Origin of the sequence: Pontibacter rugosus, assembly GCF_042678745.1 — a bacterium.
GTDB classification, from domain to species: domain Bacteria; phylum Bacteroidota; class Bacteroidia; order Cytophagales; family Hymenobacteraceae; genus Pontibacter; species Pontibacter rugosus.
Genome location: NZ_JBHTLD010000129.1, coordinates 1 through 15,036 on the forward strand (window position 1 = coordinate 1; position 15,036 = coordinate 15,036).

Genomic DNA, 15,036 nt, shown 5'->3' on the forward strand with positions numbered 1-15,036 from the left:
TATGAGTAGCTGTATACTTAAATCTAAATCTAAAATTTTCTTCGCCTTCTTATTTGCGACGATGCTTTCTTTTGGTGCTTATGCCCAAGGGGAAAGTGAGCAAGCTGAAGTGGCGACAAAAGGAGTGGAGCCTGGCGCCACAGAAGGTGCAACAGTAGGCGGCGGAGCTGATCCGGCGGTGCTTGATGCAGGGGAAGCTCTTTTTAAAAACAACTGCGTTGTTTGTCACTCTGCTGGAGGTGATGTTATTGTAGGCCCAGGCTTGCAAGGCATAACAGAAAGACGCAGTCAGCCATGGTTGCTAAAGTGGATCAAAAATTCGCAGGCATTAATTGCTGCCGGTGACCCGGAGGCTGTTGCAATCTATAATGAGTATAGCAAGCAGGCGATGCCTTCTTTTGCTTTCTCTGATGATGAAATCAAGTCTATCCTGGCGTATCTGGAGTCTGGTCAGGGCGTAGTTAGTGCTCCAACGGAAGGCCCAGAAGGTGCTGTAGCAGGTGAGAATGTTGGAACTGATGCTATTGGTGCGGTAGGTGGATACCTGGATGTTATCCTGGTAGTGCTTATAATCGTGCTTATTGTATTGGTGGTTACCTTGTTGTTGATCACGTCGCTTTTAAAGAACTACCTGAACAAGAGCCGTACACTGAACGAGTATGATGATGAAGTTGTAAATCAGCGCTTCGATTTCTCTAAGATCTATAAATCAAAGGCTGTTCGTACCTTGGTGCTGCTGATTTTTGTGGTAGTGCTTGTTGATCTAGCCTGGGGTACAGCGATGGGTGTTGGTATTCAGCAAGGGTATGAGCCTAAGCAGCCAATAGCTTTCTCTCATAAACTGCATGCCGGAGAGCATCAGATAAACTGTAACTACTGCCACTCAACTGTTTACAAGAGCAAGAGTGCTAGTATTCCTTCGGCAAATATCTGTATGAACTGCCATAGCCAGATTAAAACAGAGTCTCCTGAGATTCAGAAAATCTATCGTGCTATAGAGCGTAACAGACCAATCGAGTGGGTGCGTATCCATAATCTTCCTGATCTTGCCTACTTTAACCACTCTCAGCATACGCAGGTTGGTGGTATTGAGTGCCAGACTTGTCACGGCCCAATCCAGGAGATGGACGTTGTGTATCAATATTCTCCTCTAACCATGGGATGGTGTATTGACTGTCACCGTGAGACTCCTTTGAACACAGAAGGTAATGAGTACTATGATAACCTGGTTGAATTGCACGAGCAGTCTTCTAAAGGTGCTTTCACAGTATCTTCAAATGGTGGTACGGAGTGTTCTAAGTGTCACTATTAATTCTTAAACATTAAGTATTCGAGTTTTCTAGATATAATATGCAAGACAGAATAAAATACTGGAAAGGAATTGAGGAGTTAGAAAAAACTCCTGAATTCGAGAAGAATGCTCATAACGAGTTTCCAGAATTCCTGCCGGTTAATGAAGCAAATGGAGGGGAGTCTACAGGTAAAACGCAACGCCGCGACTTTCTTAAGCTTCTTGGATTTAGTGTAGCAGCAGTATCGCTGGCTTCTTGTGAGGCACCGGTACGTAAAGCTATACCTTATCTGAACAAGCCAGTGGACGTTGAGCCAGGAGTAGCTAACTGGTATGCATCAACTTACTTCCAAAACGGAGACTACAATAGTATTCTCGTTAAGACCCGTGAAGGAAGACCTATCAAGATAGAGCCTAACCCTACTTCTACGCTTACGCCATACGGTACAAGCCCGAAAGCACAGGGTTCTTTACTTGGTCTTTATGATCATAACCGTCTTCATCATCCTTTGATCAAAGGAAAAGAAGCGAAATGGGAAGATGTAGACAAGCAAATAAGAGCAGCACTTGCTAATGTAAGCGGTAAAGTGGCTTTTGTTTCTTCTACCATCATCAGCCCGTCAACTAAAAAGCTGATAAATGAATTTGGCGCTCGTTTCGCTAATTTCGAACATGTTACATATGACGCTAATTCTGCTTCAGGTCTGCTGCAAGCTAACGGTGGCGTTATTCCTGGATATGACTTCAGCAAGGCTAATGTTATTGTAGGTATCAATGCTGATTTCCTTGGTACCTGGGTCGCACCTGTTCCTTTTGCTAAGCAATACATTCAGAACAGAAAAGTAGATGCTGACAACCCTAGCATGTCGCGTCACTACCAGTTTGAAACTGTTTATTCATTAACTGGAGCCAATGCAGACGTACGTGTTCCGATAAAACCTTCTGAAGAGGCGGCCTTAGTTACAGCACTTTATGGTGTAGTTACAGGACGTGGTGCAGCATCGGGTGCTCAGGCACAGGCTGTGGCAAGTGTTGCAAAAGAACTTCAGGCTAACAGGGGCAGAGCACTTGTTGTGGCGGGTTCTAATGATCCTGCCATCCAGTCAATGGTTACTGCAATCAACTCAGCATTAGGTGCTGAGGGTACTACCATTAATACTGCTGCTCCTTTTTATGTGAAGCAGGGTAATGATGCAAACATGATTCGTTTGGTGAACGAGATGAACGCTGGCACTGTAGGTGCTGTATTCTTCTACGATGCCAATCCTGTATACAATCACCCTCTTGCTGCTAAAGTGGTAAGCGGTCTTAAAAAGGTGGGCTTAAAAGTTTCTTTTGCTGATAGAGTAGAGGAAACAGCTAAGTTTGTTGATTTTGTGACTCCTGATCACCATTACCTGGAGTCTTGGAACGATTTCGAACCAAGAAGAGGCTATTTGAGCTTAGGTCAACCTGCTATCAGCCCAATCTTTACGACACGTCAGATGCAAGATAGCTTGCTGGCGTGGAGTGGTAATAGCACGAACTACTATGAGTATCTGAGAAACAACTGGAGATCTGTAGCTACTGCAGGCAACTTCAATGATTTCTGGGAGAAGGTAGTACATGACGGTGTACTGGAAAATGGTTCAAGCATGCTGAACATTACTGCATCAGCTCCAGCAGCCGTTTCTGCAACACCTAAGAAAGTTGCTTCAGGAGCAGTTGAAGCAGTTCTGTATGAGAAAGTAAGTATCGGTACAGGCGAGTTAACAAATAACCCATGGTTACAGGAGCTTCCTGATCCAATTTCAAAAGCTACCTGGGGTAACTACATTGCCATGCCACGTAAAATGGCAGAGGAATTAGATGTGGTACAGGGAGATGTGCTGAAAGTTACATTTGCTAACGGCGAAAGCATTGAGCTGCCTGCACTAATGCAGCCAGGACAAGCAAGTGGTACTGTTGGTATAGCTGTAGGCTACGGTCGAAATGTAGAGGCTATGCCTGTTGCAAATGGACTGGGTGCTAATGCCTATCCAATTTCCACTGTAGTTGATAATGTAGTTCTTTACACAGGTACGGTAAAGCTTGAGAAGACAAATGCAACGTCTCCAATTGCACAAACACAGACACACCATACTATTATGGACCGTCTGGTTGTGCAGTCTAATACGTTAGCTGAGTATAAAAAGAATCCGAAAGAAGTAACAGAATACATCCGTATTGCAACGCACGAGGGACCAGCTAAACCAGCGACTATTTCTCTTTGGGATGACTACGAGTACAAGAACCACCACTGGGGTATGGTTATCGACCTTAACTCTTGTATCGGTTGTGGTGCATGTACGATGAGCTGTAATGTTGAGAACAACATTCCGGTAGTAGGTAAAGCTGAAGTGCTAAACCGTCGCGAAATGCATTGGATGCGTATAGACCGATACTATAGTGCTGTAGAGCATGAAGAGAAGGACTATGCTACTATGGAAGATCCTGCTGAAAACCCATCGGTGATTTTCCAGCCAATGCTTTGCCAGCACTGTAACCATGCTCCTTGTGAGACTGTATGCCCTGTTGCTGCTACCATGCACAGTTCTGAAGGTATTAACCAAATGGTTTATAACCGTTGCGTTGGTACACGTTATTGCGCAAACAACTGCCCTTATAAAGTTCGTAGATTCAACTGGTTCGCTTATGCAAATAACGATAAGTTCAATATGAACGAGCCAATGAACAACGACTTGGGTAAAATGGTGCTGAACCCAGACGTGACTGTACGTGCGCGTGGTGTGATGGAAAAATGCTCTTTCTGTGTGCAGCGTGTGCAGCTAGGTAAACTAGAGGCTAAGCGTGAAAACAGAAGACCGAAAGATGGTGAAATCGTTACTGCCTGTGCTCAATCCTGCCCTACTGAAGCCATTATTTTTGGTGATATGAAGGATGCTGAAAGCCGTATTTCAAAAGTACTGGCTCGTCAGCAAGGGGAGCGTGCTTTCCACGTATTGGAAGAGCTTAACACGCAGCCGAACGTTACTTACCTGACAAAAATTAGAAACTTAGCTTAAATATAACTTCGAGAGCGTTATGCAGCATGTATCTCCGATAAGAGAGCCTCTTGTAACCGGGGGGAAAACATACCACGACATCACGGAAGATGTCTGCAGACAGGTAGAAGCCAAGCCCAACCCACGTTGGGCGGCGGCTCTAGCCGTTGCATTAGTAGGATTGGCTATATTCATTTACTCAGTTTACCGCACACTTTGGTATGGTATCGGTGAGTGGGGATTGAATAAGACAGTAGGTTGGGCATGGGACATCACCAACTTCGTTTGGTGGGTAGGTATCGGTCACGCTGGTACGCTTATCTCTGCCATCCTGTTGTTGTTCCGCCAGAAGTGGAGAACATCTATCAACCGTGCAGCTGAGGCAATGACTATTTTTGCGGTAATCTGTGCCGCCATGTTCCCGGTACTTCACATGGGCCGCCCGTGGTTGGCCTATTGGGTACTTCCGTTGCCGAACACATTTGGATCGCTATGGGTTAACTTTAACTCACCGCTTCTATGGGACGTTTTCGCGATTTCAACTTACTTCTCTGTATCACTAGTATTCTGGTACATTGGTCTTATTCCTGACTTTGCAACCATCCGTGACCGTGCAACCGGTCCGATAGCAAGAAGAGCTTATGCCGTTCTTTCTATGAACTGGACAGGTTCCGCCAAAGCATGGTCTCGTTATGAAACTGTGTCATTAATTCTGGCAGGTCTTGCTACTCCTCTTGTACTTTCTGTACACACCATTGTATCAATGGACTTTGCAACTTCAGTTATACCTGGCTGGCATACAACAATCTTCCCTCCATACTTTGTAGCGGGTGCGATTTTCTCAGGTTTTGCCATGGTACTTACCTTGATGATTATCACGCGTAAAGTGTTCCATTTAGAGCATTACATCACGCTGGAGCACGTAGAATCAATGAACAAGGTAATTATCCTGACTGGTTCTATAGTAGGTGTTGCTTATACTACAGAGTTCTTTATTGCCTGGTATTCTCAGGTAGAGTATGAGCAGTATGCTTTCATCAACCGTGCTACTGGTCCTTACTGGTGGGCCTATTGGTCAATGATGACGTGTAATGTGATTACACCACAGCTGTTCTGGTTCCGTTCAATCCGTAGAAGCCTTACTGCGACTTTCATCATATCAATCTTTGTGAACATTGGTATGTGGTTCGAACGATTTGTAATTATCGTTACGTCCCTTCACAGAGATTACCTGCCATCATCATGGGCAATGTTCTCTCCAACAATGATTGATATTGGGGTTTATGTTGGTACCATTGGCTTGTTCTTTACATTATTCTTACTGTTCTGTAAGTTCTTCCCTGTTATCAACATGGCAGAAGTGAAGGCCATCCTTAAATCTTCATCTGGTGTGAAGCATACACATGCAAACACCATGCATAGTACTGATAAAGGTTTGAACACTAATACGCATCACAATGAATAAGAAATTTGTTCTAGGAATTTATGATGATGAAGATGTGCTGCTAACAGCCATCGAAAACATTCGCGCAGCTGGCACTAAGATATACGAAGTTTTTTCGCCATATCCTGTACACGGAATAGATGATGTATTAGGTATCAAGCGCTCAAGATTACCAATCGTGGCTTTCTTTGGAGGGTTAACAGGTATGTCATTTGCACTTTGGATGCAGATCTGGATGCTGGGATTTGACTGGCCAATGATTATTGGTGGTAAACCTCATATCGCGCTGCCTTCCTTTATTCCTGTAACATTCGAGTTGACAGTTCTTGTCGCTGCATTTAGCATGGTGATTACATTCTTCATCGTAACGAATATCAGGCCTACGATGCGTGTAAACGTATTTGATAAGCGTTCTACAGATGATAAATTTGTAATGGCTATTGAAGTGAAAGAAGGAGTAACAGATATGTCAGCTCTTAACAACCTGCTGCGCTCCACGGGTGCAATTGAGGTTAATGAGAAGGAGGTAGTAAAATAATGAAAAAAATCACGACACTAGGTTTTAAAGCATCTGCTATACTCTTCTCTTCTGCAGTGCTTTTTGCCTGTAGCAACAACGAAGACCCAGGGCTGGAGTATGCACCTGATATGTACCACTCCATTCCGTTAGATCCATACTCTCAAATTAAAGAGAACAAGTTCAACCCTGCGGGTATGAACATGAGAGAGCCAGCAAAGGGTACTGTAGCAAGAGGAAAACAAGGCTATAACCTCTACCTATCAGTTGATACTGCTGAGGTAGCAGGAGTAGAACTTAAGAATCCGCTTGCTAAAAATGAATTAAACCTGGCAGAAGGTAAAGTATTGTACAGCCGATTCTGTGCACCTTGCCACGGAGAGCAGGGCGATGGACAAGGTTTAGTTGGACAGAAGTTCAAAGGTGTACCATCTTATTCTGCTGGACGCGTTGCTGAACTTCCTGCCGGGCATATTTTCCATGTAATTACGTATGGTAGAGGTCGTATGATGCCTCATGGCTCACAAGTGAATCCTACCGAACGTTGGAAGATTGTAATGTATGTACAACAACTACAAACAGGTGAAGTGGCAACTGCTGTTGAAACTGACGAGAAGGTTGAGAATGAAGCTGGAGGGGAGGCCATAACGGACAATCCCGTAACAGGAACATCAGTAGAAACTCCTAAAAACTAAGTCTAAGGCATAATTTAACAGGATAATGACAGAAGAAAGACTCATCATTTCCAGAAAAACGAATAACAAGTTTTTCTTAATGATAGCTGTAGGTGTAGTTTTGCTTATAGCAGGAATCATTATAATGGCCGTAGGCGGAGGAGCAGAACATCATGCTGAAGGGCATGGAGAAGCTGCTGCAGCAGGTCATGAAGCAGTAACATGGTCAAAGCGTTTATTTCTAAACCTTTGGCTTAACAATGTATACTTTACTGGTATAGCGCTTATAGGCGTATTTTTTGTGGCTGTGCAATATGTAGCATATGCAGGCTGGTCAGTATTGATAAAGCGAATTCCGGAAGCATTAGGGTATTATTTGCCGATTGGCGGTATTCTAATGGTGGTGATATTCCTTTTCGGCTCGCATGATATTTTCCATTGGACTCACGAGTACCTATATGATATCAATGACCCACGTTATGATCCAATCATAGCTGGCAAGTCAGGATATCTTAATACTGTATTCTTTTTAATCCGTATGGTGCTTTACTTTGCACTGTGGATTTTCTTCTTTAACTGGTTAAGAAAGAATTCAATTGATGAAGATTTAAATGGTGGTACAAGCTACTTCCATAAGAGCATCAGAATCTCTGCCATGTTCCTGGTAGTATTCGGTATTACTTCATCTACTTCAGCTTGGGATTGGGTACTGTCAATAGACACGCACTGGTTCTCTACTATGTTTGGTTGGTATGTGTTTGCAAGTTGGTTTATCGCTGGTCTTGCGGCAACTACGTTAACTGTTATTATTCTAAAGCAGAACGGCTACCTCCGTCTGGTTAATGCTAACCATATTCATGACTTAGGTAAGTTTGTATTTGCATTCTCAATCTTCTGGACCTATATCTGGTTCTCTCAGTTCTTATTATACTGGTATGCTAATATACCAGAAGAAGTGATCTACTATATTGATAGACTAGGAGGTAATAACGGACACTACACCTGGATATTTTTTACTAACCTGATAATAAACTTTGCCTTTCCTTTCCTTGTTCTAATGACAAGAGATGCAAAGCGTCAAATGATCATGCTTAAAATTGTAACAATTGCGATTTTGATTGGTCACTGGTTAGACTTCTATCTTATGATGATGCCTGGTACGCTTCGTACTGGCGCAGGATTCGGATTTATCGAAATTGGTACAGCTCTGGCTTTCTTAGGTGTGTTTTTATTCACATTTGCGAAAGGCTTGTCAAAAGCATCTTTGGTTTCAGTAAACCATCCGTTTTTGGAAGAGAGTGTTCACCATCATGTTTAGAGAGTATACTAAAAGCGTTATATAATGATTTCGATCGCCATAGGTTTATCCGTAGTTTTATTATTAGTTGTCCTATTCCTTCTTTTTAGGATTGGTACACTAGCATCGATCTTTAGAGGTTCTTCAGAGCGTGCTGTGGGTACAACTAAAACAAGTAATCGAGTAAATGGTACGCTGCTATTGCTTTTCCTAGTGTTAGGCAGTGTTGCTTTTGCATGGTCATTCATGTCTGCATGGGATGAGATGAATCTGCCTTTAGCATCAGTACATGGTGAATGGACAGATGATCTGTTCTGGACTACCATGATAGTTATAGGTATTGTATTTGTTCTTACTCAGATACTTCTCTTTGTATATTCTTATAAATATCAGCATAAGGACGACAAGAGAGCTTATTACTACCCGCACAACAACAAAATTGAAATTATATGGACTATGATTCCAGCTGTTGTGATGGCCTTGCTTGTGTTCGGTGGATGGAAGACATGGACTAACATTACAAGTGCTTCTCCAGAAGATGCAGTAGTGATTGAAGTGATGGGTAAGCAGTTTAACTGGATGGTTCGTTATCCAGGTGCTGATAACCAACTAGGTGTTGCCAAGACGTCTCTTATCTCAGCTACGAATGAATTTGGAGTTGACTTCGCTGATGTCAATGCAAAAGATGACTTTATGCCACGTGAGATACACGTACCTAAAGGTAAACCAGTACTGTTAAAGATCAGATCACGAGATGTAATCCATAGCGTTTACATGCCACACTTCCGCCTGAAAATGGATGCAGTGCCTGGTATGCCAACTAAATTTTGGTTTGTACCTACCAAAACTACTTATGAAATGCAAAACGAGACTGGTAATCCAGATTTTAAGTATGAGCTAGCTTGTGCTGAAGTTTGCGGAAGAGGTCACTTTGCAATGCGTTTCATTATTGTGGTTGATGAGCCTGAGGAATATGAGTCATGGTTGGCTGAGCAAGTTCCTTTTGTTGAACAGAATCCTGATGTATTAGCTAGTTTCTCAAAAAATGCTCCTGCAAAATTAGTAGCGGATGCAAAAGGTGAGGAGAAGGCTGAAGTAAATACTGAGTTGTAGCATTTAAATACTATTAACTATGTCTAGTACAGATATTTCTATCAACCATGATGTACATCATGCTCATGACGAGCACGATCATCATCACGAGCAAAACTTTATAGAGAAATACATCTTTAGCCAAGACCATAAGACAATTGCTAAGCAATTTCTTTTTATGGGTATTTTATGGGCTTTCATAGGTGGTTTTCTTTCTATCCTGTTCCGTTTGCAGCTGGGTTGGCCAGAGGCAACATTCACTTTCCTGGAGCCAATCCTTGGAGGCTGGATTGAAAACGGTAAGTTAAATCCAGAGTTCTACCTTGCTTTGGTTACCATGCACGGTACCATCATGGTATTCTTTGTGCTTACTGCTGGCCTTTCTGGTACGTTCAGTAACTTCTTGATTCCGCTTCAACTTGGTGCACGTGATATGGCATCTGGTTTTATGAATATGCTTTCATTCTGGATCTTCTTCCTGTCAAGTATTATTCTTTTCTCTTCATTATTTGTTGAAACAGGTCCTGCAGCAGGTGGATGGACAGTTTATCCTCCTCTTAGTGCTTTGCCTGAGGCTATTCAAGGCTCTGGTGATGGTATGACACTTTGGTTGATTGCAATGGCTCTGTTTATTGTATCTCAGTTGTTAGGTGGCGTAAACTACATCACAACTGTTATCAACTTAAGAACAAAAGGAATGTCTATGACGAAAATGCCACTAACAATATGGGCATTTTTCCTGACTGCTATTCTTGGTCTTCTTGCTTTCCCTGTGCTATTCTCAGCAGCATTATTGTTGATATTTGACCGTAGCTTTGGTACAAGTTTCTTCCTGTCTGATATATATATTGCAGGGCAAGCTTTAACAAACACAGGTGGTAGCCCAATCCTGTTCCAGCACTTGTTCTGGTTCCTTGGTCACCCAGAGGTTTATATCGTAATTATGCCAGCGTTTGGTATCGTTTCAGAAGTAATCACAACTAACTCTCGTAAGCCAATCTTTGGTTACAGAGCGATGATTGGATCACTGATAGGAATTTCAGTTCTTTCTTTCGTAGTATGGGCTCACCACATGTTCGTGTCGGGGATGAATCCATTCTTGGGATCTGTATTTATGTTCCTGACATTGATTATTGCAGTTCCTTCTGCGGTAAAAGTGTTTAACTGGTTAGCAACTTTGTGGAGAGGTAATATCCGCTTTACGGCTGCTATGATGTTTGCAATTGGTTTCGTTTCTCTCTTCATCTCTGGTGGTTTAACAGGTATTATCCTGGGTAACTCAGCCCTGGATATTCAGCTGCACGATACATATTTCGTTGTTGCTCACTTTCACCTTGTAATGGGTGCTGCTGCTTTCTTTGGTATGTTTGCTGGTGTTTACCACTGGTTCCCGAAGATGTTTGGCCGCATGATGGATGAGAAGTTAGGATTTGTTCACTTCTGGTTAACTTTCATTTCTGTTTACCTGGTGTTCATGCCAATGCACTATTTAGGTATAGCCGGATTCCCTAGAAGATATTATAACTGGACTGGTTTTGAAACGTTCAACATCTTCACTGATATGAACACGTTCATCAGTATTGCAGCTATCTTAGGTTTTACTGCACAGTTTGTGTTCCTGTTTAACTTCCTGTATAGCATCGCACGTGGTCGCAGAGCTACAGCTAACCCTTGGCATTCTAACACACTAGAGTGGACTACTCCACCTCTTCCAGGACATGGTAACTGGCCAGGTGAATTGCCAGTTGTGCACAGATGGCCATACGACTATAGCAAGCCTGGTTCAGTAGAAGACTATATACCACAAACAGTTCCTTTCTCGCAAACGCAGTCGTCAAACCTGCCGCAGGAAAGAGACTTTGAATAAAGCTATTCATGGCTTACAAATCTTTTAAAAACAAAAGATTTATTAATGTTGGAGTACTTACAGTATTAGCTGTGTACTTCCTGATATTAGTCGGAGGAATTGTCCGTAGTACAGGTTCAGGTATGGGTTGTCCAGACTGGCCAAAGTGTTTCGGAAGTTGGGTTCCTCCGACTAATGTTAGCCAACTACCAGATGACTACCTAGAAGTATACAAGCAAAAGCGTATTGAAAAAAATGAGAAGTTAGCTGTCTTTATGGACAAGCTTGGCTTCGAAGAGGTTTCTGCTGCAATATTCTCTCACCCGAGTCAGTACATCGAAACAGAGTTTAACGTAACCAAAACCTGGATTGAATATGTAAATCGTTTAGTTGGTGTACTAATAGGTATTTTTATTTTCCTGACGGTAGTATATGCTTACCCATACTTAAAATCGGATAAAACGATTTTCTTTTTAGCATTAGCAAGCTTTATCCTTGTTGGCTTCCAAGGGTGGTTGGGGTCTATTGTTGTCTCAACCAATCTTTTGCCAGTTACTATAACAGTACATATGGCTCTGGCTTTAGTAATAGTAGCTATGTTACAATATGCAGTTACGCGGGCTAGGAAAGAAGAATTTAAAGCAGATTTTAAATATTCAGCCAAAGTAAGTTTGTTGTTATGGGGCTTAGCTTCAATAACATTTGTGCAAATCTTGCTAGGAACACAGGTAAGGGAAGAGGTTGATCTTGTATCGTTTATGATGAACAATACAAATAGAGACCTTTGGGTTGATAAGCTAGGAACCAGCTTCTATTTGCATCGCTCTTTTTCTATTCTTGTATTGGCATTGCATCTATATATTGCCTTTGTGCTTTACAAGTTGAAGAACAGGCAAGTTACTAAGCTAATGAACGTGATGTTGGTACTGGTAGGAGTTGAGACAGTTATAGGGATAATAATGGCCTATTTTGCCATACCACCTGTTTTACAGCCACTACATTTAACTTTTGCAGCATTGCTGTTTGGAGTTCAGTTCCAGCTTTTAATTGTTTACCATTATGCCTCTGATAAGGCATTAAAACCGCAGGAAGTTGTTTATAACTAATGTATTCTCAAGAAACAGACACACTACTGCAGCCATACGCTATGTCTAATAAAGCATCAGCATATTTTCAGCTACTGAAGTTCAGGCTAAGCTTAACTGTTGCTTTCTCTAGCGCTATAGGTTTTATACTTGGTTATCCCAATAGTACCTGGATTGATATCTTAATGGTAATGTTGGGAGGGATGTTAGTAACAGGAGCTGCTAATATCATCAATCAGATTCTGGAAAAGGATCTTGATAAGCTGATGAAGCGTACTTCTAAAAGGCCGTTGCCAACTGGGCAGCTTAGTATTAAAGAAGCCGTCGTATTCTGTATTATGCTTGCTCTAGCGGGGACTGCTTTACTAGGTATATATTTTAATCCGCTTGCCGCCGCTCTTTCTTTGCTTTCTTTAGTGTTGTATGGCTTTGTTTATACGCCACTAAAGCAGATAAGTCCTATATGCGTTTTTGTAGGAGCTATACCTGGTGGTATGCCTCCGCTCATAGGATGGGTAGCAGCGACTGGATCTTTAGATATTCAAGCCATTGTTTTGTTTGGTATACAATTTTTTTGGCAATTTCCACATTTCTGGGCCATTGCTTGGGTGCTTGATGATGATTATAAAAAGGCAGGGTTCAAAATGCTTCCTATGGCAGGAGGTAAGAATCTTAAAACCGCCATACAGATCATGATCTATACCTTGGTTTTGATCCCTTTAAGTTTGCTGCCGCTTCAGTTTGGAATGACTGGTTCAACATCAGCAATGGTTGCTGTGGTATGTGGTGTGTTATTTTTAGCTCAAACATTTTACTTGATGCACACCTGTTCTAAAAAGGCAGCCATGAGCATAATGTTTGGCTCTTTTTTATATCTGCCAATTGTGCAGATAGCCTTTGTGTTAGATAAAATTTAGTACATGAGTATGGCTAATTTTCAAATAAATGAGCAAAACCAACGTGGTGGGGTTCACCCGTTAAAGTTTTCGCTCTGGTTGATAATTATAAGTATAATTATGATGTTTGCTGCTTTTACAAGCGCTTACATTGTTAGAAGGGAAGAAGGGAATTGGCTCGAGTTTGACTTACCTAACATTCTTCTAATTAACACGATTATTATTGTTCTTAGCTCGGTTACGATGCAACTCGCTCATAATGCGGCAAGAAAAGATAATCTGCAAATGTTAAAGTTAATGTTGCTGCTTACAGCGGGTTTAGGCGCAGCATTTCTTGTCGGGCAGCTTAATGGCTGGTCAACTCTTGTAAATAATAATGTCTTTTTTGGAGGCACAGGTAGTAACCCTTCAGGCTCATTTCTGTATGTTCTTACAGGAGTACATGGTTTTCACTTGATTACAGGGTTAATCTTTGTACTGATTGTTTTTTTCAGTAGCCTGAGATACAAAGTTCATTCGAAGAACATGCTGCGTATACATTTGTGTACTGTTTACTGGCACTTTTTAGGCGGACTTTGGCTATATTTGTACATATTCTTAAGAATAAATCACTAAACACGTTTTTCATTAAATAAACTATGTCTACTTCAACTACGCTGGAAGGACCTAACTCAGGTACATGGGATGGTGGCAATGAGCCATTGAAAGCGAGCTATGGTAAACTCATGATGTGGTTTTTCCTGCTATCAGATGCGTTTACTTTTGGGGCTCTTCTAATTGTTTATGGTTTGTCTCGCCACAAGCACATGCCATATACCGGAGATCCGGAAGCATTTGTCTTTTCTACAGAATGGTGGCCTATCCCTGAAAAGGTTTATAATGCTTTCCCTGGGTTTCATGGTGTAGATCTTCCTTTGGCTTTCGTTGCCTTAATGACCATGATACTTATCTTAAGTTCTGTGACCATGGTGTTAGCAGTAGAAGCTGGTCATCGTATGGATAAGAATGATGTGCAAAAGTGGTTGCTTTGGACCATCTTATTTGGTGCCATATTCTTAGGTTGCCAGGCGTGGGAGTGGGCTCACTTTATCACTGGAACAGATGAAGGAATGATGCTTTCAGATGGCACTCAAATTTTTGGAGCTAACCTGACTGTTAACCAGTATGGTCCCCCGTTGTTTGCAGATTTATTCTTCTTCATCACTGGTTTCCACGGAACACACGTTTTCTCGGGTGTTGTTTTGCTGATCATGATTTTCTTTAACACCGTGTTCGGGACTTATGAGAAGCGTGGACATTATGAAATGGTTGAGAAGGTTGGTCTTTACTGGCACTTTGTAGACCTTGTTTGGGTGTTCGTATTTACGTTCTTCTACCTGATCTAATTTTTACAGATAACACTTAAGCGTACTACCTAAGTATAAAAGTGTAGGGCATACGCTAATTTAAGATATTCAACATCATGGCACATCATCATACTGAAAGTGATTTTAACCAGACGCATGAGATTCCAAAGGCTCAGACAAAAGCTATTTGGAAAACGTTTGGCATCCTGGTAGCTTTAACAGCATTAGAATTTGTGTTCGCGTTCTTTATGGATGCTGGCACTGCACGTAATGCAATCTTTATAATCCTTACTCTTTTTAAGGCCTTTTATATCGTAGCTGAGTTTATGCACTTAAAGCACGAAACAAAAGCTTTGATCTGGTCTGTTATTATTCCTCTTTCATTGGTTGTTTGGCTTATGGTAGCACTTCTTTCTGAAGGCAGCTACTATTTCGAATCCGTAACAAACTACTTCAACTAAGTATATTTTACTTGATGAAACCTGTAAAGGCACTAATATTAGGTATCCTATTATTAGTGCCTAT

The 15,036-nt window shown here is 41.8% G+C and carries 13 protein-coding genes; all 13 read left to right on the plus strand.

Annotated features, from left to right (window positions below):
- A partial coding sequence (locus ACFQ2O_RS13765) for a c-type cytochrome (protein WP_377528582.1) occupies positions 1-1,312 on the plus strand: 1,312 nt, incomplete at its 5' end.
- A 38-nt stretch (positions 1,313-1,350) separates the two neighbouring features.
- Positions 1,351-4,335, plus strand: a complete 2,985-nt coding sequence (locus ACFQ2O_RS13770) for a TAT-variant-translocated molybdopterin oxidoreductase (protein ID WP_377528584.1) — start codon at positions 1,351-1,353, stop codon at positions 4,333-4,335.
- Between the two features lie 19 nt (positions 4,336-4,354).
- Positions 4,355-5,779, plus strand: a complete 1,425-nt coding sequence (gene nrfD / locus ACFQ2O_RS13775; RefSeq protein WP_377528586.1) for an NrfD/PsrC family molybdoenzyme membrane anchor subunit — start codon at positions 4,355-4,357, stop codon at positions 5,777-5,779.
- Positions 5,772-6,296, plus strand: coding sequence for a DUF3341 domain-containing protein (locus ACFQ2O_RS13780; RefSeq protein WP_377528588.1), 525 nt, complete (start codon positions 5,772-5,774; stop codon positions 6,294-6,296). The genes nrfD and ACFQ2O_RS13780 overlap by 8 nt, the downstream gene beginning before the upstream one ends.
- Positions 6,296-6,970: a c-type cytochrome gene (locus ACFQ2O_RS13785; protein WP_377528590.1), complete on the plus strand. Its 675-nt coding sequence runs from the start codon at positions 6,296-6,298 to the stop codon at positions 6,968-6,970. The genes ACFQ2O_RS13780 and ACFQ2O_RS13785 overlap by 1 nt, the downstream gene beginning before the upstream one ends.
- A 25-nt stretch (positions 6,971-6,995) precedes the next feature.
- Positions 6,996-8,267: a quinol:cytochrome C oxidoreductase gene (locus tag ACFQ2O_RS13790; RefSeq protein WP_377528592.1), complete on the plus strand. Its 1,272-nt coding sequence runs from the start codon at positions 6,996-6,998 to the stop codon at positions 8,265-8,267.
- 24 nt (positions 8,268-8,291) lie between these two features.
- Positions 8,292-9,359 carry a cytochrome c oxidase subunit II gene (locus ACFQ2O_RS13795; RefSeq protein WP_377528594.1) on the plus strand — a complete coding sequence of 356 codons (1,068 nt, stop codon included), beginning with the start codon at positions 8,292-8,294 and terminating at the stop codon, positions 9,357-9,359.
- 19 nt (positions 9,360-9,378) lie between these two features.
- Complete coding sequence (locus ACFQ2O_RS13800) at positions 9,379-11,205, plus strand: cytochrome c oxidase subunit I (RefSeq protein WP_377528596.1); 1,827 nt, start codon at positions 9,379-9,381, stop codon at positions 11,203-11,205.
- Between the two features lie 8 nt (positions 11,206-11,213).
- A complete protein-coding gene (locus ACFQ2O_RS13805; protein WP_377528598.1) occupies positions 11,214-12,290 on the plus strand; it encodes a COX15/CtaA family protein in 1,077 nt (358 codons plus the stop codon).
- Positions 12,291-12,331: 41 nt separating this feature from the next.
- Positions 12,332-13,186: a heme o synthase gene (gene cyoE, locus ACFQ2O_RS13810; RefSeq protein WP_377528600.1), complete on the plus strand. Its 855-nt coding sequence runs from the start codon at positions 12,332-12,334 to the stop codon at positions 13,184-13,186.
- A 9-nt stretch (positions 13,187-13,195) separates the two neighbouring features.
- On the plus strand, positions 13,196-13,780 hold the full coding sequence (locus ACFQ2O_RS13815; protein ID WP_377528602.1) for a cytochrome c oxidase subunit 3: 585 nt from the start codon (positions 13,196-13,198) through the stop codon (positions 13,778-13,780).
- Positions 13,781-13,803: 23 nt separating this feature from the next.
- Positions 13,804-14,550 carry a cytochrome c oxidase subunit 3 gene (locus ACFQ2O_RS13820; protein WP_377528604.1) on the plus strand — a complete coding sequence of 249 codons (747 nt, stop codon included), beginning with the start codon at positions 13,804-13,806 and terminating at the stop codon, positions 14,548-14,550.
- 77 nt (positions 14,551-14,627) lie between these two features.
- Positions 14,628-14,972, plus strand: coding sequence for a cytochrome C oxidase subunit IV family protein (locus ACFQ2O_RS13825; protein ID WP_377528606.1), 345 nt, complete (start codon positions 14,628-14,630; stop codon positions 14,970-14,972).
- Positions 14,973-15,036 lie beyond the last annotated feature (64 nt).

Excerpts from the sequence above, each read along its gene's own strand:
- ACFQ2O_RS13800 (WP_377528596.1), top strand. The coding sequence starts at position 9,379 with ATGTCTAGTACAGATATTTCTATCAACCATGATGTACATCATGCTCAT.
- ACFQ2O_RS13770 (WP_377528584.1), top strand. The coding sequence starts at position 1,351 with ATGCAAGACAGAATAAAATACTGGAAAGGAATTGAGGAGTTAGAAAAA.
- ACFQ2O_RS13795 (WP_377528594.1), top strand. The coding sequence starts at position 8,292 with ATGATTTCGATCGCCATAGGTTTATCCGTAGTTTTATTATTAGTTGTC.
- ACFQ2O_RS13805 (WP_377528598.1), top strand. The coding sequence starts at position 11,214 with ATGGCTTACAAATCTTTTAAAAACAAAAGATTTATTAATGTTGGAGTA.
- ACFQ2O_RS13820 (WP_377528604.1), top strand. The coding sequence starts at position 13,804 with ATGTCTACTTCAACTACGCTGGAAGGACCTAACTCAGGTACATGGGAT.
- ACFQ2O_RS13785 (WP_377528590.1), top strand. The coding sequence starts at position 6,296 with ATGAAAAAAATCACGACACTAGGTTTTAAAGCATCTGCTATACTCTTC.
- ACFQ2O_RS13815 (WP_377528602.1), top strand. The coding sequence starts at position 13,196 with ATGGCTAATTTTCAAATAAATGAGCAAAACCAACGTGGTGGGGTTCAC.
- ACFQ2O_RS13825 (WP_377528606.1), top strand. The coding sequence starts at position 14,628 with ATGGCACATCATCATACTGAAAGTGATTTTAACCAGACGCATGAGATT.
- ACFQ2O_RS13780 (WP_377528588.1), top strand. The coding sequence starts at position 5,772 with ATGAATAAGAAATTTGTTCTAGGAATTTATGATGATGAAGATGTGCTG.
- ACFQ2O_RS13790 (WP_377528592.1), top strand. The coding sequence starts at position 6,996 with ATGACAGAAGAAAGACTCATCATTTCCAGAAAAACGAATAACAAGTTT.
- nrfD (WP_377528586.1), top strand. The coding sequence starts at position 4,355 with ATGCAGCATGTATCTCCGATAAGAGAGCCTCTTGTAACCGGGGGGAAA.
- cyoE (WP_377528600.1), top strand. The coding sequence starts at position 12,332 with ATGTCTAATAAAGCATCAGCATATTTTCAGCTACTGAAGTTCAGGCTA.